This is a genomic window from Streptomyces sp. SudanB182_2057 (genome assembly GCF_964272715.1).
Lineage (GTDB): Bacteria > Actinomycetota > Actinomycetes > Streptomycetales > Streptomycetaceae > Streptomyces > Streptomyces rubradiris.
The window spans coordinates 5,645,453-5,663,385 of the sequence record NZ_OZ186798.1 but is presented as its reverse complement, the minus strand read 5'-3'; the positions used below and the strand labels follow the sequence as shown (position 1 = coordinate 5,663,385).

Annotated in this window: 15 protein-coding genes and 1 pseudogene; 6 read left to right on the top strand and 10 right to left on the bottom strand. The window is 71.2% G+C overall.

All coding sequences use genetic code 11. The features are described from left to right. Window positions 1-137 precede the first annotated feature (137 nt). Window positions 138-1,775 carry an APC family permease gene (locus ACSURM_RS24995; protein WP_436957991.1) on the bottom strand — a complete coding sequence of 546 codons (1,638 nt, stop codon included), beginning with the start codon at window positions 1,773-1,775 and terminating at the stop codon, window positions 138-140. A gap of 284 nt (window positions 1,776-2,059) precedes the next feature. Here ACSURM_RS24995 and ACSURM_RS24990 point away from each other — a divergent pair, with 284 nt between their 5' ends. Beyond that, window positions 2,060-3,133 (top strand): LAETG motif-containing sortase-dependent surface protein, encoded by a 1,074-nt coding sequence (locus ACSURM_RS24990; protein ID WP_436957990.1) that lies wholly within the window; start codon window positions 2,060-2,062, stop codon window positions 3,131-3,133. Window positions 3,134-3,180: 47 nt separating this feature from the next. Next, entirely contained in the window at window positions 3,181-3,783 is a 603-nt protein-coding gene (locus tag ACSURM_RS24985; protein WP_436957989.1) for a hypothetical protein, read from the top strand. A gap of 25 nt (window positions 3,784-3,808) precedes the next feature. Here the strand turns inward: ACSURM_RS24985 and ACSURM_RS24980 are convergent, their stop codons facing one another. The 9 genes from ACSURM_RS24980 to ACSURM_RS24940 form a co-directional block, all read right to left on the bottom strand. Beyond that, entirely contained in the window at window positions 3,809-5,488 is a 1,680-nt protein-coding gene (locus ACSURM_RS24980) for an SWIM zinc finger family protein (RefSeq protein WP_436957988.1), read from the bottom strand. 186 nt (window positions 5,489-5,674) lie between these two features. Further along, window positions 5,675-5,842: a hypothetical protein gene (locus ACSURM_RS24975; RefSeq protein WP_436957987.1), complete on the bottom strand. Its 168-nt coding sequence runs from the start codon at window positions 5,840-5,842 to the stop codon at window positions 5,675-5,677. 275 nt (window positions 5,843-6,117) lie between these two features. Then, on the bottom strand, window positions 6,118-7,209 hold the full coding sequence (locus ACSURM_RS24970) for a hypothetical protein (protein ID WP_436957986.1): 1,092 nt from the start codon (window positions 7,207-7,209) through the stop codon (window positions 6,118-6,120). An 86-nt stretch (window positions 7,210-7,295) separates the two neighbouring features. Beyond that, a complete protein-coding gene (gene fxlM, locus ACSURM_RS24965) occupies window positions 7,296-9,377 on the bottom strand; it encodes a methyltransferase, FxLD system (protein WP_436957985.1) in 2,082 nt (693 codons plus the stop codon). A 24-nt stretch (window positions 9,378-9,401) separates the two neighbouring features. Further along, a complete protein-coding gene (locus tag ACSURM_RS24960; protein ID WP_436957984.1) occupies window positions 9,402-10,676 on the bottom strand; it encodes a lanthionine synthetase C family protein in 1,275 nt (424 codons plus the stop codon). Then, a complete protein-coding gene (locus ACSURM_RS24955; RefSeq protein ID WP_436961178.1) occupies window positions 10,673-13,627 on the bottom strand; it encodes a lantibiotic dehydratase in 2,955 nt (984 codons plus the stop codon). Before ACSURM_RS24955 ends, ACSURM_RS24960 begins: the two co-directional genes overlap by 4 nt. Before the next feature lie 221 nt (window positions 13,628-13,848). Further along, on the bottom strand, window positions 13,849-14,013 hold the full coding sequence (locus ACSURM_RS24950) for an FxLD family lanthipeptide (protein ID WP_391338827.1): 165 nt from the start codon (window positions 14,011-14,013) through the stop codon (window positions 13,849-13,851). Between the two features lie 156 nt (window positions 14,014-14,169). Next, window positions 14,170-14,559: a DUF6415 family natural product biosynthesis protein gene (locus tag ACSURM_RS24945; protein WP_436957983.1), complete on the bottom strand. Its 390-nt coding sequence runs from the start codon at window positions 14,557-14,559 to the stop codon at window positions 14,170-14,172. A gap of 102 nt (window positions 14,560-14,661) precedes the next feature. Beyond that, window positions 14,662-15,462, bottom strand: coding sequence for a TauD/TfdA family dioxygenase (locus tag ACSURM_RS24940; RefSeq protein ID WP_436957982.1), 801 nt, complete (start codon window positions 15,460-15,462; stop codon window positions 14,662-14,664). Between the two features lie 168 nt (window positions 15,463-15,630). Between ACSURM_RS24940 and ACSURM_RS24935 the strand changes: the two genes are divergently transcribed. From ACSURM_RS24935 to ACSURM_RS24920, 4 genes and pseudogenes are all read left to right on the top strand, one after another. Then, window positions 15,631-16,050, top strand: a complete 420-nt coding sequence (locus ACSURM_RS24935) for an NUDIX hydrolase (RefSeq protein WP_436957981.1) — start codon at window positions 15,631-15,633, stop codon at window positions 16,048-16,050. Window positions 16,051-16,056: 6 nt separating this feature from the next. Next, window positions 16,057-17,220 (top strand): helix-turn-helix domain-containing protein, encoded by a 1,164-nt coding sequence (locus ACSURM_RS24930; protein WP_436957980.1) that lies wholly within the window; start codon window positions 16,057-16,059, stop codon window positions 17,218-17,220. Window positions 17,221-17,275: 55 nt separating this feature from the next. Further along, complete coding sequence (locus tag ACSURM_RS24925) at window positions 17,276-17,734, top strand: hypothetical protein (protein ID WP_436957979.1); 459 nt, start codon at window positions 17,276-17,278, stop codon at window positions 17,732-17,734. 12 nt (window positions 17,735-17,746) lie between these two features. After that, window positions 17,747-17,890: pseudogene (locus tag ACSURM_RS24920) on the top strand (tyrosine-type recombinase/integrase); the annotation flags it as partial. Between the last annotated feature and the right edge of the window lie 43 nt (window positions 17,891-17,933).

Below are 17,933 nucleotides of genomic sequence, written 5' to 3'. Positions count from 1 at the left end.
CGGGACCGGTCGGCCCACGGCACGGCGGCGGGTGCCTCCCCACCGTAGGGACCGCGGCGCCGCCCGGACAGTCCCCGACGGCCCCGGCACCCCGGATCCGGACAGCTCCGCATGCCGACAGGATGGCGGAAACACCGTCAGCCTCCCCGCTGAGCCACGCCGTGACCGGCCCCGGCCACATGGCGCCGGCCGGACCGCACCGCCCAGGCGAACACCGCCGCGGCGAACGACAGCACGGCGAGGGTGTCGTAGGGCGCCCGGAGCAGTCCCAGGCCGCCGGAGGCGCCGAGCGCGGAGCAGCACAGCAGTCCGGTCAGCCAGACCGGCAGCCAGGCCCCGTCGCGCAGTTCCCGGAGCAGTTCCCGGCGCGCGGGGAAGCCGTCCCGGCCGGAGCGGAGCAGCCAGGACAGCGGCACTCCGGCCAGCGCCAGCGGCAGGGTCAGGTGCAGCCGGTGCCAGGTGGACCAGTACACGAACAGGGTGGCCGCGAGGAAGCTCACCGGCGGGATCCAGCGCATCGCGCCGCCCGGCTCCCCCGGGGGACGCAGGACGGCGGCGGCGACGGCGGAGGTGGCGTACACGAGCAGGAAGAGGTTGCCGAGGGTGCCGACGACGTCCTGCCAGGTGCCGAACGGCAGCAGGTAGACCGCCATCACCGAGGCGTTCAGGGCGAGGGCGCGGCGCGGGATGCCGGAGCCGGTGTGCACGCCGAGGAACCAGCGGGGCAGCAGGCCGTTCTTGGCGAGGGCGTAGGTGCGCCGGGCGCTGATCCCGAGCCCGATGAAGGTGGCGCCGCCGGGTGAGACGACGGCGTCGGCGTACAGCAGCAGGGCCAGCCAGTGCAGGTTGGCCAGCAGGGCCAGCTGGCCGAACGGCGAGGTGAAGTCGATGCCTCGCCAGCCGTCGGCGAGGGCGCTGTCGGGGACGGCGAAGAGGAAGGCGAGCTGGAGGCCCGTGTAGAGCAGGACGGCCAGCGCGATGGCGGTCAGCACGGCGGGCCGCAGGTGCCGGCGCGGATCACGGGCCTCGCCGGCCAGGTCGACCGGTGACTGGAAGCCGTTGACGGCGTAGACGAGCCCGCCCGCGGACAGCGCGGCCAGGCCCGCGGACCAGCCGTAGGGGGCGAAGCCGCCGTGGTCGGTGAGCCGGTGCGGGTGGAGACCGGAGGCCAGCAGCAGGACCACGGTCAGCACGGGGATGACCGTCTTGACCACGGTGAGCGCGTAGTTCACCCGGGTGAACAGCCGTACCCCGAACCAGTTGAGGCCCGCGAACACGCCGGTGAGGACGAACGCGACGGCCACCCCGGACAGGCTCGGCCGGCCGTCCGTGTGCAGTCCCGGGAACCAGCGGGTCAGGTACTGCACGGTCGCGGTGACCTCGGCCGCGGCCGCGCCCACCGAGAGCAGCACCGCCCAGCCGATCACCCCGGCGACCAGCGGGCCGTTGGCGTACAGCGGCCAGCGCACCGTACCGCCCGCCTCCGGCATCCGGGCCGCGAGGTCCACCAGGACCAGCGCGACGAGCATGGCCAGCGCCCCGGCGGCCAGCCAGGACAGCACGGACAGCGGACCGGCGGTCCGGGCCGCGTACATCGCGCCGAACAGCCAGCCGGAGCCGACGATGTCGCTGAAGCCCACCGCCGTCAGGGCGGCGAACCCGAGGTGCCGGCGGAGTTTGCCCTCCTCGCGCAGTACGGCGTCGGGGGCGGCCGGTACCGCCCGGGCGGGCGGCTGCCGCGGTCCGGATCCCTGCCGCGAGGGGGTGCGTGCCACCCTCCGTCGCTTCCCGCACCCGCGCCGGGCGACGCGCAGACACCGCCGGATTCACCTCGGCGCCGCACGTTCGTCAACCCGGCGCAACCGACTCCGTTCGCCGCTCAAGTGACTGGAGTGTGCAACTTTTTCGCGGCGCGAGGGGTCACGTACGAGCACGGGTGTGCGCGTACGGACCTGGTCCGCGTGCGCACCCACGCGCTCCGCGGGTCGCACACGGCCCGTACCGACGCACGCCAACCGGTGCCGCCCAGGCGGCACTCGGGAACCGAAAGGTCTGCCGGATGAAGTTCCGCCGCGCCCTGACGGCCGCCGCCGCGGCCGCCGTGATAGCGCCCGCCGCCGTACTGGCCGCCCCCGCCGCCGCGTTCGCCACGGAGCCGGTGACCGACACCGGCCCCCGCACGCCCGGCACGCCCGATCCCGCGAAACCGGCCCAGCCGCCGGCGGATGCCACGACGAACGGCGGCGGAACGGGCACCCCGGACGAGACCAAGACCGGTGACCCGGCATCCCGCGACGGGGACACCTCGGGGAAGCCGCGGAAGACGACCGGGACCTCCGAACGGACCGCCGGCACGGGCAGCGCCGCCGGCGCGGACGCGGAAGCCGATGATCCCGACGGCCAGTCCTGCGCGTTCGAGTCCGACCAGTTGCGCGTGGCCGTCCACGGGGTGCCGGCCCGGCTGGCCGCCGGCGGCACCTGGTCCCCCTTCACCATGACGCTCACCAACACCACCGGCAAGGCCCTGGGGGAGGTCCAGCCCTTCCTGTACGTGGCCTCCGCCGAAGACGTCGACCGGCCGTACTGGGAACTGGACACCGAGTACCGCGACGCCAGAACAGGGCGGTGGAAGACCTTCCACGACGCGGGACCCCAGGACCTGTACGGCTCCTTCGCCATCGGCGCGCACAGCACCGTGACGCTCCAGCTGCGCACCCGCGTGGTCAAGACCGCCGAGACCGGCGCCGGGTACATGTTCGCCGCCGCCGACTACCGCAACCGCGACGGCTCCTGCGGTTCGTCCAAGGAAACCTGGTACGACTTCACCATCCTGCCCGCGGGCACGAAGCCCACGCAGTCCCCGAGCACCCAGCCGAGCAAGCCGAGCGAGCCGAGCGGCTCGGCCGAGCCCAGCCGCAGCGCCACGCCCGGCGGTGGCACGGGGGGTTCCGCCACCACCGGCGGCCCCGGCCCGCAGGGCGGCGGCCACCTCGCCGAGACCGGCTCGTCGTCCGCGCTCCCGGCGATCGGCCTCGCCGCGGGAGCCGCGGTGGTGGCCGGTGCGGGCACGGTCTTCGTCGTACGGCGCCGGAAGGGCCTGGCCGGTCCGGGCGACACGGACGTCACCGCGTAGGCCCGGCCCCCCTCCGAGACTCCGAAGAACCCGGGAAAGAGATCACCATGAAACTGCGCCGCGCCCTGTCCCTCTCGGCCGCGACGGCCGCCCTGCTCCCCGTGGCGATGGCCGCCGCCCCCGCCTCCCAGGCGGCCCCCGCCGACCAGATCCCGACGTGCTACGACGTCGACACCGCCTGGGGGCAGTACCACAACAACACCTTCGTGGGCCGCTCCTTCGGCGTCCCCAAGACGGTCGCTCTCGGCACCCGCTGGACGACCTTCACCGCCACGATCACCAACGCGTCGGCGAAGGAACTGCGGTCGTTCGAACTCCGCGCCCAGGTGGGCAGCTACATCTACAACGAAGGCGAACGCGACCTGAGCCCGTACTCCGACCTGCAGTACTGGGACACCTCGCAGCGCGTCTGGAAGACACTGCGCTCGGCCGACGGCAGGGCCCGCGGCGCCCTCCCCGGCCCGAAGACGCTGAAGCCCCGCGAGTCCGTCCATGTGCAGCTGCGGTTCAGGGTGGGCGAGGACCTGCCTCTGGACCAGACCTACGACGCGTTCGCCACCATCACCGGCACCTTCGTCGACCGCTACCGCGACCTGGACTGCAGGGCCTCCGGCGACGTCGGCGGCAGTTTCTCCCCCCGCAAGGGCTGACACCCGCCGGGCGGCGGGCCCGCCCTCACAACCCGTGCCGGTCGAGGACGCTCATCAGCTTCCGCCTGCGCCCCAGTTCCGCGCGCAGGCCGGCGAGATACCCGGTGAACGCGTCCTCGGTCCCCAGCGCGCGGTGGCAGTCACGGGCACCCGCCAGCAGCCGTGCGAGGTGCTCGTAGGCGCGGTCGCCGGTCGGCTCCTTCGCCCGCTCGGCCAGCCGCAGGTACACGCCGAGCGCCTCGGCCGGACGTGTCTCGCGCGACAGGTCCGCCAGGCGTTCCCACTGCCCGTCGTCCGCGTGGCCGGCCGCCGCGCGCCAGGCGGCGTCCAGGTCACCGTCGTCGAGCAGCGCGTCGATCAGCACCGGCCCGCCGTACCGGCCGCCCCGCTCACGACGGGCGTCCTCGCCCAGGGCGGCCAGCGCCGCCGCGCGCTCGGCCGTCCAGCGGTCGGCCGCGCGGGCGGCGGAGCGCAGCCGCCGGTAGGCGGCCAGGGACCGCTCGGCACGGAACCGGTCCCGGCGCACCGCCACCGCGTCGGCTGCCCGCCCCGCGTCCGCGTACCGGGAGCACACATGGTCGACAAGCCGCCCGTCGACGTCCGCCTCGGCGGCGCGGTCCCGCAGTCCGCGCTCCGCCCATTCGAGCGCCTCGTCCGCGCGGCCCGCCGACTCCAGTGCCTCGGCGATGCGCAGATGGGTGGCACCGGACGGATCGAGCTCTCGCGCGTACAGCGCGACCAGCGCGTCGACATCGCCCTCCGCCTCCACCAGGCGCTCCATCAGGTCCCGCTCCGCCCAGCCGGACGGTCTGCGCTTCAGCGCCTCGGCCGCCAGTCGCCGCGTGCGGGCCAGCCCGGCCGGCCCCAGCACGTCGGCGTAGTCGAGGGGGTCCAGGTCCGGCACGCCGACGTCGTCCACTGCCATGCCGACCAGCCACTCGGCCAGCCGTCCCGGATCGGGGCGTGCGACCCGGCAGGCCTCCAGGTGTGCCTCGGCCACCGCGGCGGCGGCCTGCCCGACCACGCCGTCGGAGTCGTCGATCTCCCCGTACGTCTCCCCGAGCGCCCGCAGGGCCTCCTCGGCCAGACCGACAGCCCGCTCCGCGTGCCCTCCGGCGGTCAGGGCACGCAGGGCGCCCGCCGCCTCGGCGACCTGCCGCGCGTACCCGGGGGCGTCCGCGTACTCGATGACCCCGTACCGGGCGAACGGCCGCGGATCGATCAGGGCGGTGATCCGGTCCCGGACCAGGCCGAGGTCGCTGCGAGCGGCGGCCGCCCGCAGCTCCAGACGCCGGCGCAGTTCCCGGTCCCCGGCGAGCTGCTCCCGCACCAGCGCCAGGAGTTCGTCACGCGACAGCGCCGAAAGCCACGCCTCCAGGCCGGAGGCCCGCGCCCGCGCCGCGGCCCGCTGCCGCGGGACCGTCCCGGCCCGCCGCAACACGGTCAGCCCGACCGCCACACAGTGCTTGCAGAAGTTGCCCTCCTGCCCGTACGGGCAGTCGCACCACCCCGAGATCCCCTCGTCCCCGCCGAGGACGAGCTCCACCTCGTAGACGTCCGTACCGTCCACCACGGCGGTGACCGAGCCCTCCCCCACCTCCAGCCCTCTCACCGCGTCCAGATACCCGAGCCCCCGCGCGAAGGACCGCTCCCCCGCCAACGCCCGCAGATCACCCTCACCGAACCCCACCGCTTCCCGTGCCACAACGGCATTGAATCGCGGAAGGGGGTTGACGGGAGGCCGGTCGTCGCGAACCGAACGGTCCCGGCGCGGAGCGTGCGCGGAGCCGTGATCTCGTCCAGCACGTCATCCGCACGGCCGGCGCTGTCCCGCCATGCTTCCAGCTGATCGTCCAGGCTGCGGCCGACGACTCGGCGCACACCCTCCACGTCAAAGGCCACGAGCCCACTCCACCAGCTGGGTGAGCATCGCCTTTGTCAGCGAGTACGGCTCGGTGCCGAGGTCGGGGCGGGCCAGCGCAGCGCGCTCCAGGGCCTCCGGATCGATCGCGTCCAGAAAGACGGCCGCAGCAGGACCGGGGTCCGGCAGATCGGCCACCGCGACGCGGGCGATCCCGGACCAGCGGGTGTCGGCCTCGGTCCGCGACGTGCAACAGGACCTCTGGATGCTCCCCGGCGAAGTGGCTGACGGAATACGCCTTGACGGCACTCGGGTCGACCCGAGTGCCGTCTATCTCGATGTCGGGTCGATCACCCCGCGCTGTGATCTCGACGCGGCGGGGGGTGTTCCGGTCGGTCCTGTGATCCATTCAGCCGACGCTAGAGGGCCTGTCGGACACCGGGGCTGGCGCAGGCTCCTACGACGAGCGTCGGCTAGAGGCTGTCCCGGATCACTCCGTCACTCCTGCTCAACGCGTTGGTGAGGTCGTGCTGCAAGTGCGAAGGGAAGGAGCGCGAGCCCAGAGCACAGGCACGTACCAGATCGTCCAAGTTCTGCGCCTGTTGCCTGGTGACGAGCTGGGCAAACAGCGGGTGCGCCAAGATCTCGCGGGCCGCGCATCCGTCACGTGCTGTCGTTGTCCGACGAACGAGGTCTTCGGCGAGGTGGTGCGCTGCTGGGTTCTCGACGGAGCCGATGACGTCCAGTGTCGTAAGGCCGAGCCGGATGTCGAAGACGGTCATGCCGAGCTCGGCCTGCCAGTCACGGAAGGTGCTCGCCAAGTCCTGCGCTGAGGTGTCGCTCAGTTGCCGAGCGTCACGGCGGCACAGTGCGGTCAGGCATGCCGTGACGGCCTGCTCCCACGGTTCGCCGGGTACCGTATCCGCGAGGAGGTCGGCGGCGCGCACCGTGTCGCCGGTGGTGAGGGCGGCGAGGACTGCGACCTGGCGGCCGTCCAGCATCCGTTTGCCCACGCCACGGTGCTCTTCGATGTGCGCCAGAGCCTCCCTCCAGCGTCCTTCGGTGGTGAGGGTGCGTGTGCCGTCTGCGAGGAGTACGCGCCACAGCCACGCTCGTACCTCGTGGCGATCCTCTGGAGACGCTGTGAGCTCTGCGGATACAGCGACGTCTTCGAACCGAGCGGCTGTGCCCTCGCTGACCGCTTCGTACAGCGCGAGGAGGCGTTGGCGGCCGTCGCCGGCGCGGCCCGCGCGGATCTGTAGACGGGCCAGGTTGACGACGGGTTCGAGGGCTCGGATCGCCGCCATGCCGGGTAGGGGGCAGGCGTGGAGGTAGGCCGCAGCGTGTTGGTGGCACAGATCTCGCGCGAGTTCGGGAAGACCGATGTCGGAGGCGATCAGCGCGGCTTGGTTGTAGACCGCCGAGGCGAGCCCTTGGTCGGCCTTGCGCACTGCGGTGTCGGCGAGGTCCACGAGTGCGGACACGCGCTCGGGCAGAGGGAGGCATGCGGGCCGGAACCGCGCGACGAGCGGGAAACGCTGGGCTATGGGGCCGTGCGGGTCCATAGGTTCCCCCGAGGACAGGGTGATGAGCAGGGGGGTGACGGTGCCCGCCAGTGCTCAGCTGAGCTGGCGGGCACCGTCTGCGGGCGTCACTGCCAGGCGACGACGATGCGGTTTAGCGGGGTCTCGAGGGAGAAGCGGCCGGGGCTCTGCTCGATGGCAGGGGCGTCGAGGGACTCGATCTCGAAGGTGGCTTCACGCCCGCGGTACTCGCGGTCCCAGGTGCGGATGGCGTCGGCGACCTTGGCAGTCAGTTCGTCGCTGCCGGGTCCGTGGCCGATGACGCCGAATTCCCAGAGCTTGCCGCCGTCGGCGGTCTTCTTGTCGGACAGTCGGCGGGCGAGGTAGGTGACGGCGCCCTTGTCGACGGCCGCGGTCGACGAGGGGTAGGGATCGTCGGTGAGGACGGTGCCCTTGGCGCTGGGCGGGAACAGCATCCGGATCAGGCCGGAGGGCAGGGAACAGCTGACGAACAGCTCCATCCACTCCGGCGACTCCATGGCGCGAACCATCATGCCGGTCCACTCCTCGGTGCGGGGCTGGTCCAGGACGCCGGCCAGGGCGTCGGCGTCGATGTGCTGCCCGGCGGGGGCCTGGAGGCGCACCGTACCGTCCGCGCTGAGCGGGATGACACGGCGGTCGTCGTCGGCGATGCCGCTCCTGAGGGGCATGAAGGTGTTCATCTCGCTGCTGACGGAGAGCCAGCGGCCGTCTCGCTGCTCGTAGGCGATCGAGCGCGAGACGCTGCCCTTGAGGCGTTGGGGGACCAGGAGACGACCCCCGGGAGCGAGCTGGTCGAGCCAGGCGTGCGGAACGCCGTGGGCACCGACGGTGGCGATGATCCGGTTGTACGGTGCTCCCTCGGCGTGGCCGAGGGCGCCGTCGCGGGTCAGCGCCTCGACGTTGGTGAAGCCGGCCGCGGCGAGATGCGCTCGCGCCCCTTCCACAAGGTCGTCATCGACGTCGATGGTGGTGACGTGCCCGCTTTCGCCGACGAGATGGGCGAGTAGGGCGGCGTTGTATCCGGTACCGGCTCCGAGTTCGAGGATCCGCTCGCCGGGCTGTGCCTCCAGCTGGTCCAGCATGAGGGCGACGACGCCCGGCTGGGAGGCGCAGGAGATCGACGTTCCCTCGGTGTCGTACTTGATGTGCACCGGCGTGTTGGCGTACGCCGCTTCGAGCGGCGCATCGGGCACGAACAGGTGACGTGGCACCGTCCGGAGCGCGTTTTCGACGGCGGACGTGCGCGCGTGCCCTTCCGCACGGATCTGGTCGACCAGGGCGTTGCGGAGCCGCTCGGCGTCCGCTACCGGGGTGGCGATCGTGTCGGTGTTCACCGCGCTGACGCTAGCGGTCTCGGACGCTGCCTCGGTGGGCGACGCGGTGTTGTCACTCGATCCCATGACTACCTCTCGTGCGATGTGGGACATGGCGTGCTGGTCGTCCCGGGGGAGACCGGCGCGGTTGGCGTGAAAGATCAGGTGGTGAGCGATGACGGCCCGCAGACCGCGGGCCAGATACCCGCGGCTGGCGAGGTGAGCGAGCGTCGTGCCGGTCCGCTCGAAAGCGGCCACCCACTCGGTGTGCCCTTCGAGCGGGCCGTTCGGGCGGCACAGGCTGTGGGCGTCGACGGTCACCAACTTCCGCATCGCGGGGGCCAGGGCTGCGGCTCGCTCTGCACCGGTAGGTTCGGTGGCCGGTCGGAGTGCGGCCACCTTCGCCCAGACGTCGCCCTGTTCGAACCAGTCGAGGCCGGCCGCGCGCATCATGGCGCTGAGCAGGAGAACAGCGGTCTCCCTGCGGCCCAGCCGTCCGGGCCCCGGCTGGAAGGTGAGCAGGTGGCGGCTGTCCTCGTGGAACAGGTCGTGGGCGGCCTTCATGGCCATGCTGCCGCCGAACGCGGTGGTCTCCGGTTCGTAGATGCCGGGCAGCCACGATACGACCGTGCCGTCGCCGACCAGGTCGCTCAACAGTGACTCGACGAGCGGGGACGGCTCGGGGGCGAGGTACCGCAGGGGCCAGGGCTGCTTGTTCATGAACCACCAGCCGGTGAGCTGCCCAGCGTCCTGGGCCGCGAGCAGGGTGGGACCGAACCCTTCGGCAATGACCCGTTTCGCGGCATCGCGGTCGGCGAAGGTGATGTTGTGCTGGTGCCAGTGATCCGGAGGCATAGGGGTGTCCATCTGTCGGTGCGGTCAGGCGATGAGCAGGCAGGTGTCCCAGGCCGACTGCGGCGCTGTGGCGGTGGCGGGAGCGAGAAGTGCCAGGGCGATACCGGCGACGCCGTCGAGAAGGCCTGGGCCCCGTTCCTCGTCCTGCACGAGCACCGTGGTGGCGTGCTCGGGATCGATGCCCGGCGGGTGGACTGCCGTCAGGAGTGCCGGGATCGCGTCGCGGAGCTGATCGACGGTTGTGGGGTGCGCGTCGTCGGCCGCGCGGGCAGCGACGTGGGCGAGGCCGGCGAAGCCGTGGCAGAGGGCACTGTCCGTCGTGGCTTTGAGCTGGTCGGGATCGGTGAGGGCGGCCACGAGTGCCTTCTCCGCCTCGACTTGGCGGCTGGTGTTACCGAGGGCGAGCGCGGCGAGTTGCTGGGCGCGGGCGAGGCCGGCGGTGCCGTAGCACCATGATGGCCGTCGTGGTGCGGCCGGTGTGAGGCGGCCGGTGCGCAGCTCGTTGCGGGTGACCCAGTACGGCCATACCGGGCCGTGGTCGGTCTCTTCCTGCCATCTGTCCAGCCACGCCAGGATCGTGCGCAGGGCTTCGTGGTGGCCGTCCACGAGGGTGTCGCGTCGGGCGGCGAGGGCCAGCAGCGCGAGCACGCCGCCGATGCCGTGTGCCATGCCGGTGTTGGCGTGTCCGTCGGGGAACTGATCGTCCGGACGGCCCGAGGGGCCGGTCTCCGTCCACCACCCCGGCAGGTCCTCTCCCTTGTAGGTGACTGGTTCGGTGAGGCGTACGCAGTAGTCGAGAACGGTGCGCACGGTGGGGCTGGCGGCGTTCCGGCGCAGGAGGTAGGCGCCGTAGCCGGCCAGGCCCCGGATCGTGTCGAACTCCGAGAGCGCCGGGAGGTGTCCGGCGTCGATGCGGCGGTGCGCGGTGGCCAGACGACGGCACGCATCGGCGGCCACCTGTTGGTCCAGGGTGTTCAAGGCGCGCTGGTACGAGCCGGTCAGGTGGTCGGCGGCGCAGGCCAGGGCGTGGGCGAAGGCGGGCGCCCCGTAGAAGGGGTAGCTGTCGGGACCGCCGGTGACCGGCTGTTGCGCGGCAGCGGCGAGCCAGGCGTGCGCACGCTGCCACGGCCCCAGGCCGGACGCTGCCCGCTCGATGTGCAGCAGCGCGATGCCGGGCAGGCCGTAGGCGAGATGCTGCCGTTCCGCCGTCGCCGTGCGTGGCCCGAGCGGTGCCGTGTCCGGGTCGGCCAGGCAATCGGCGATCGTATTGGCCAGGGCGAGCACGTCATGGGCCGTCACGACGTCCTCCCGGTGGTGCGGGCGGTCCAGGCCAGGGCGGCGGAGCGCGCAAGGTAGAGGCAGACTTCTTCCTCGGGGAAGTTCACCGCGACGTGCCGCACGAAGTGCACGTGCAGCAGGGAGGTCAAGACGTCATCGGTGGCGATGCCCTGGGTGTCGGGGCCTGGAAGGTGGGTCCGGTAGGCGGCGAGCGCCTGGGCGCGGTCGGCCCACGCTGTCACGATGGCCGCTCCGCCTGGCTCCCCGCGTAGCGCCGCCCAGTCGCAGGATGGGTCGGCGAGCCGTACGGCGTCGGTGAACTGCGGGCGCGGCACCGACTTCGGGGGCTTGGGCGGAATGTGGTCGATCAGCCAACGCGTCCCGGCCTCCGTACTGCCGAGGAACGCGGAGGCGATCTCGACGGTGTGCGCGGCCACCAGGGCGCGCTGCTGGGGACGCTGCCGCTGGGCGAGCTGGGCCACGACGGCGCGCGAGTCCGCCCGGAACACCTCCTCGGCGGCGTCCCACGCGGAGCCTGATCCCCAACGCCCCATTTCCCGATAGGAGGTGGGGTAGCGCAGGTCGGCCAGCAGTCCGGCCGTGCGCAGTTCGTCCGCCCATGCGCTCACCGTGCGGGCTGTCTCGGCGAAGGCATCCGGGTGCGACAGAGCGATGCGCAGCCGCAGGTGTTGCTGGGGGTCCCGGAAGCGGATGAACCACCACGGCGGGCCGCCGAGCCGTCCGAGTAGGTCGGCCAGGTGCCGGGCGAGCAGGGTGTCCTGGCGGCGGAGGTCTCCATACAGGGTGGCTAACAGGACCGAGGAAGCGGCGGGGGTTTGCATCTGGGCTGGGGAAAGAGTGCGGGCCGGAGAGGGGTCGGGCAGGGACGGCCATGCCGGCGGCCGGGTGGCCTTGAGGTGGAATACGGCCTCGTGGGAGCGGCCGTCGCACCAGCCGTACGCCTCCGGTGGCGCGGTTTCGACCAGAACGGCCGAGGGAGTGCGGCCGAGGTGCTGGCGCAGCAGCGTCCGGTGGCCGGCCTGATCGAGGTCGAGGAGCAGGCGCCGGTCGTCCTCGACAAGGTAGACGCGCTGCGGCAGTCGCCGCCGGGCCCGCCAGTCGGTCAGTGCTGCGTCCCACTCTGCCCGGGGGCGTGCCGGCTCGGGCAGCTCCGGTGCTTCCAGCCGCCAGCGGGCCGGCGCGAGCACGATGCGGCCGTACCGCAGGCGCGGCAGGAACGGCATGGCCGCCGCGGCGCCCCAGTCGAAGACGGTGACCTGGGCACACTGGGCGCGGGACAACTCGGTGAGGAACCGGACCAGGGGCGGGGTGTGCGTGTGCAGGTTCAGCGCGTGCATCCCGACTGCCTCAACTCGCAGACCGCGCTCGGGCACCGCCAGGTACATACGGCGGCCGTCGCACCCCACCGCCAGATTCTCCGGCATGAGCACGTCGTCGCCCGGGGCGCGGTGCTCTTGCAGGCTGATGACGGTGGGCAGGACGCTCGGGGTGCGGGTGACGTGGGCGCTCTCGGGCAGCAGCGGCGGAAACGACAGCTGGGCGGGCACGGTTTTGCTGTCGGCGGTCGGCAGGTCGGAGAGCTCTGCGGCCAGGGCGTCACGGTCATCGGGAGCCAACACACCGAGGAACCGGCCTGTGGAGACGCCGGCACCGCGGGACACGCTGGTGATCTCCAGCCGGAACTGTCCGCGCTGCAAGTCCTCGATGCCGGCGGTGAGCACCCGGACGCCGACTTCCAGGTGCGGCGGTAGCCGGGGCTGCTCGGGCCCGACGTCCATAGCCGCGACCAGTTCGTCGGTGAGAACCACCTCGTCGCGGCCGTCGAGCACGGCGGCCTGAGCCAGCCGTACCAGGACGTCGTCCCGATCGGAAATGCGAGGGCGGCGCGCCCCGGACACGGTCCCCGGGTAGCCCTCGGGATAGCCGATGCCGCTGTCCGCGACGACCTCGTGCAGCGGCACCATCGTGCCGATGCCGTACCGCTCGTAGAACCTCTGGTGGTACGCGCCCCAGGCTGCGGTCCCGTACGGGCGGGTGCTGACGCGGGTCAGCACCATGGCAGCGCGTTCTATCTCCCGGGCCACCTCCTGCGGAACGACCACCCGCGCGTCCAGCCTCAGGTCCAGGGCGAGTGGATGACGTAGCAGCCCCGGCACCAGGGCACGCATTCTCGCTGCGACGGCGTCACGGCCCCCGCGCGTGGCGCACCTCTCCAAGCCGAGCCAGATCGTGCGCAGCTCGCGGACCGTCTCGGCGACCGAGACGATGGACTTGGCGTCGACGGCGTCGAGCTGGTTCAGCAGATGACCCAGGGAGTCGGTCTCCGTGCTCGGTGCATGCAGACTGGTGATCAACACCTTGCGGCGGACCAGCTCCACCAGCAACCGGTCTACCTTCTCCTGCCCGACCCTCGGGAATCGGGCCAGGAGCTCATCCGCGAGCGTACCGATCGGGGTCGGAGCCCGGGTGGCGGCAAGAACCGCGCGCACCGGCTCGGTCAGCGCCAACGACGCCTCCACTGCACGAGTCCGATCGTCGTGGACATCAGGCTGGTACGGCACGATCAACCGGTCCCCGCGGGTGATCACGGTGTTGTTGACGACCACGGGGAGTCGTTGAAGCAGGTCTGGGCAGTTCTCCAGCCGCTCGACGATCGCTGTCAGCCACTCGGCGCTCGCCCGGCCGACTGCCACGTGTCCGTGACCCCACTCCGCGCCGGCCCGAGGCCCAACCTTGGCGACCGTCACTCCGGCGAACAGCCCGAAAGGCGTAGCCCGGTGTTCGGCGCGCAGCAGGTAGCGAACCACAGACATTGCCACGCGTCGCACGTCGCGCTCTACGGGATTCTCGGCCGCGCACACGGCTTCCACGTGATCGGCCAGGACTGGGCTGGCGTGCCGCAGGGTCTCGGCGACATCGTCGTTCGCCCACACCGTGCGCAGCCACTCGATGCGGGCGGCCGATCCACGCGGCGACCGATCACCGAGGTCGGGGCACGGAGGGACGGTCATCGTCGGCCGTGCGACGGCGCGTACGAGAGCGATCGTGCCAGTTCGGAACGCTGGGGTACGAGCGGCCACCATTACCTCCTGGACGAGGGACGGGCGGTCGGTGCCGCCGCGCCACGGGGGCACGGCGGCACCGACCGGGGGAAGGATCAGCGACCCCCAGTTCAGGCGACGTTGGTGGTGCAGGCGCCGCAGGTGGTGCCGCAGTTGTCGTCGGTCAGGTTGGTCAGCCCGGCGGCGTCGGTCACCTCCAGCAGCGTCACGTCCAGGTCGAAGGCGTCGGGCTCAGCCTGGGTGCGGGAACGGTCGAGCGTTGCGGTGTTCGTCATGTCGTGCTTCTCCCTCATTCGATGAAGTGGTGCGGGACGACCTGGCCAGGCACCGCGTTCTACGCGACCGGCCAGGAGCTCAAGATCCGGCTGTGCCGTCAGCGCCGCTCATCCCTCTCGGCTGCGCACGCCGAACATGCGGGACCGGATGGCTGTTCACGGGGCGGTATCTCCGATCAGATCGAGGATGGCGAGGATGGCCAGGGCGAACCGTCGGAGGTGGCCCGGTGCGTCATCGGGGTGGGGGTGCTCCGCGCTCAGGTGGATCAGGAGCCGCATCTCGTCGACCGGGTACGGCCTCAAGAGGTAAGGAACGATCTCCACGAATGTGGTTGTCGCCTTACAGAACCGCGTTGCGATGGCCGTGACCAGGTGCGGGGCGGGGTGGGCGTACTCGCCGAGTACGGCTTCCAGGCCTTCGTACAGCCGCTCATCGATCACCTCGGCGGCGAGGGAGCGGCGAAGGGCGTAGAGGACTACGCTCAACGTTTCGCGGTCGTCGGAGGCTCGCTCGCCCAGCAGCCGCACGGCGACGTCAGCCGTCACTGAAGTCGACCTCGAAACCGCCCTCGCCCGCCATAGCCCAGTCTGCGGCTGCAGAGGGAGATGTGATCGCTCCCGTGGCGAGCTTCTGGGCTCCTTCCGTCATCATCCTGTCTCCGAGAACATGGGTGTACGGGCGGAGGCCGGGGCGGGGGCGAACCCTCGTGGCATGGGAAACAGGGGCTGGCCAAGGGCACGCCAGAAGACCCGATCGCCGGTGAAGGCGCGACGTGCGTGAAGCCAGCGTTCGTTGTCCAGCAGGTACCCCTGCCCTGGGGCCAGGTCGAGAGGCACCTGGTGACGTGCGACTGCCGCCCGTAGGTGCGGGAGGTAGGGCTGGACCATCGGGTTCCAACGCGCGAGCCTGTCGCATCGCAGGCGCATGGACACCCTGAGATCCTCGTGGACGGTGAACACCTGTGTGGCATGACCATCTCCGGCCCCGAAGAACGCGGTGCGGGGTTGCGCCAGCGCACTTCCGGCCTCGCGCTCACCGGTGAAGAGGTCCGAGTGCACAGCCTGTCCGTCGGTGAGCAGGCATTCCCCACCCGTTTCGGCGGCTTGCCCACAAACGAGGAGCATGAGACGGGGCGGATTGGGGGTACCGGAGCGTTCGGTGTGCGGGTCAAGCGCACCGTTGCCGAACCCGGCAAATCCCGCCCGGAGCGTGTGTCGACGGGTGTCTCGAATCGTGGTGATGCCGTCCGAGTCGCTGTCGCGGTGCGGCACGAGCTTCATGATCCGCACTGCGAAGGCCAGCACGGCCGTACGGGAAGCAAGACCGTCGACGGTGACCAGGCCTGTTTCCCGCAGTCGGCCCGCGATCTCCTCCTCAGCCCCCAGCACAGTCAGATCCACACGGTTACGCACGAAGACGTCGGCGTACGGCTCATGAGCTCGGCGCATCACGGATCTCCTTGGCTGCGGTGAAGTCGCCCCACTGTTCGGCGCCACTGGGCAGGGCGTAAAGCGACAGATTGTCGACTCGGGCAATTCGCCCACACCCAACTCGAGCCGCCGGCCGCGTGCTACGTTCCGACCAGCCCCGGCCGTAGGTGCAATCCGAGGAGAGCGATGGCGTACACGCCCCCCACCTGGCCCGTCTCCGTCAAGGGCGTAGCCGTGGACAGCCACCGGCGCGTACTGCTGCTGAAGAACGAACGCGAGGAGTGGGAGCTGCCCGGAGGCCGACTCGAACCGTCCGACACAACACCAGAGTTGGCAGTGGAGAGGGAGATCGAGGAGGAGACCGGCTGGGCGGTCAAGGCCGGCCCTCTTCTGGACGTATGGATCTACCAGCCCCTGCCCGTGACCATGCCGGATCGGCGAGTCGTGATCATCACCTTCGGCTGCATCGTCCTCACCCCGGATGTGACCCCCGTGGTGAGTCACGAGCACAAGCAGCTCGGCATGTTCACCGCCGACGAAGTGTCCGGCCTGACCATGCCAGACGGATACAAGCAGTCCATCGCCGCCTGGTACGCACGTATGTGACCGTCCATGGACAGCGTGAAGGTGACACGGCGATCGCAACACACCCTGTGGCACTGGGCAACCCCGCAGGCCGAGGCCATCCTCGCCACCCGCGATCTCGGGGCCATCCTGCGCTTTCACCGCGCCGTGCACGGCATGAACCAGTCCGAACTCGGGCAGCTCCTCGGCTACGACAAGACGTACATCTCGCTCCTCGAACTCGGCAAACGGAGCCTCGACGACATCGGCTCCCGCCGACACATCGCCGAGATCCTGCGTCTGCCGCCGCACGTCGTCGGCGTCACCGATCCTGCCGACACCGACCACCGCGCCATGCTGCAGTTCGGTGAGTCCACGGTTCGTCTCGCCGAGATCGCCCGCCAGTCCGGGCACGCCTCGGAAGCCGTCGCCGAGCTCTGGCCCCTGGTCGCCCGACTGGAAGAACGCGTGGAGGACGGGCACACGGAACGGGAAGTCCTGCATCTCCTGGCCCGATCCCGCGCCGGCCTCGGTGTCGCCCTGGGCAACGTCCTGCCAGAAGAGCGACTGAGCACCGCCGCCCGCTGGACCGCGAAGAGCATCGACATCGCCCGCTACTTCGGCGACCCGGCCTTCAACTCCTACGTGTTGCGCATGCACGGCAACGAGTTGCGCAAGACCCGCCTCCACGGCGCCGCCGTCGACCGACTGCAACACGCGGCTGCCCTCGCACCGCACCATCAGGCGAAAGCAGCCGTGCTCCCGCTGCTCGCTCGGGCGGCCGGCGCCCTCCGGAACCAGCCGCTGTTCGACGAGACGGTGCGGAAGACGGAGCAGCTCCTCTATGAGACCGAGCACACGTCCTTGTTCAATCCCTACGCCCTGCACGAGATCCAATTGCGGGGGTTGATGTCGACCGGCAGGACGGACGTCGCCATACAGCTGGTCGAGCGGGGCAGCCCTGTGCCGACGACCACCGTCGCCCCGCAGTGGCGCGTGATCGAACTCATCACCGTGGCCCAGGTACGGCTGGCCGCCGACGACCGCGGCGGCGCGGCGCAGTCCCTGCACTCCGCCGTCGAGGAAGCTGTCCGCCAGCGCCTTCCCCACCAGTTGCAGCGCATCGTGCGCGCAGCTCACCGTCGACTGCCGGAGATCAGAGACGTCGCAGCCCATGCCCTGGACCGGATTCGGCAAGACCTGGCCGCCTAACTCGCCCCAGAGCGGCTCCAGCCGGCCTCGGTCACCAGACTTGAGGAACGTGGTCATGTGCCCATCGCACCGCCTGTGCGAGCAGCCTGCCAGGGGAATCCAGAGGGGGAAATGCCTGTCAAGGGGGAAACAACGAGGGGTAGAGCTGACCGGCCAGTTCCTCGACTTCGTCAAGGACGACTGGCTCCACGAGCTGTGTCACACCTTCATCTTCCTCGGCCCCCGCCGCGGCGAGATGGCCGCGCTGCCCTGGACAGAGGTCAATACCGACGCCCTGTGGCTGCGGATCTCCCAGCAGATCGTGGAGGTCGCCTACCAGCTGTACGGCGAGGCGCCGAAGGCGGACAGCGTCCGCACCCTGCCCCTGAGCCTGGAGTCCAACGACAACCTGATCAGCTTCCGCGCGAGGCAGGAACAGAAGCGCCAGGAGTGGGGGGACACCTACGCCGAGACCGGCCGCGTGTGGACGCACGAGAACGGCGAGGCGCTGCACCCCGACTGGATCTCCCGCTGATTCACCCGCCTCGTCGAACTGTCCGGCCTCCCGCCGGTCCGCTTGCACGACCTACGCCATCTGGCGGCCACCCTGTCCCTGCTCGCCGGCAACGACATCAAGGTGGTCCAGGAGAAGCTGGGTCACTCGTCGCGCCAGATCACCTCGGATACGTACACCAGCGTGCTGCCCGAGATGCTGCGGGCCGAGGCCGAGTCGG

Bases quoted from the DNA above. Each gene is read 5' to 3' on its own strand.
- ACSURM_RS24940 (WP_436957982.1), bottom strand. From the start codon at position 15,462: ATGCGCCGAGCTCATGAGCCGTACGCCGACGTCTTCGTGCGTAACCGT.
- ACSURM_RS24935 (WP_436957981.1), top strand. From the start codon at position 15,631: ATGGCGTACACGCCCCCCACCTGGCCCGTCTCCGTCAAGGGCGTAGCC.
- ACSURM_RS24950 (WP_391338827.1), bottom strand. From the start codon at position 14,013: ATGACGAACACCGCAACGCTCGACCGTTCCCGCACCCAGGCTGAGCCC.
- ACSURM_RS24985 (WP_436957989.1), top strand. From the start codon at position 3,181: ATGAAACTGCGCCGCGCCCTGTCCCTCTCGGCCGCGACGGCCGCCCTG.
- fxlM (WP_436957985.1), bottom strand. From the start codon at position 9,377: ATGCCTCCGGATCACTGGCACCAGCACAACATCACCTTCGCCGACCGC.
- ACSURM_RS24990 (WP_436957990.1), top strand. From the start codon at position 2,060: ATGAAGTTCCGCCGCGCCCTGACGGCCGCCGCCGCGGCCGCCGTGATA.
- ACSURM_RS24925 (WP_436957979.1), top strand. From the start codon at position 17,276: ATGTGCCCATCGCACCGCCTGTGCGAGCAGCCTGCCAGGGGAATCCAG.
- ACSURM_RS24970 (WP_436957986.1), bottom strand. From the start codon at position 7,209: ATGGACCCGCACGGCCCCATAGCCCAGCGTTTCCCGCTCGTCGCGCGG.
- ACSURM_RS24930 (WP_436957980.1), top strand. From the start codon at position 16,057: ATGGACAGCGTGAAGGTGACACGGCGATCGCAACACACCCTGTGGCAC.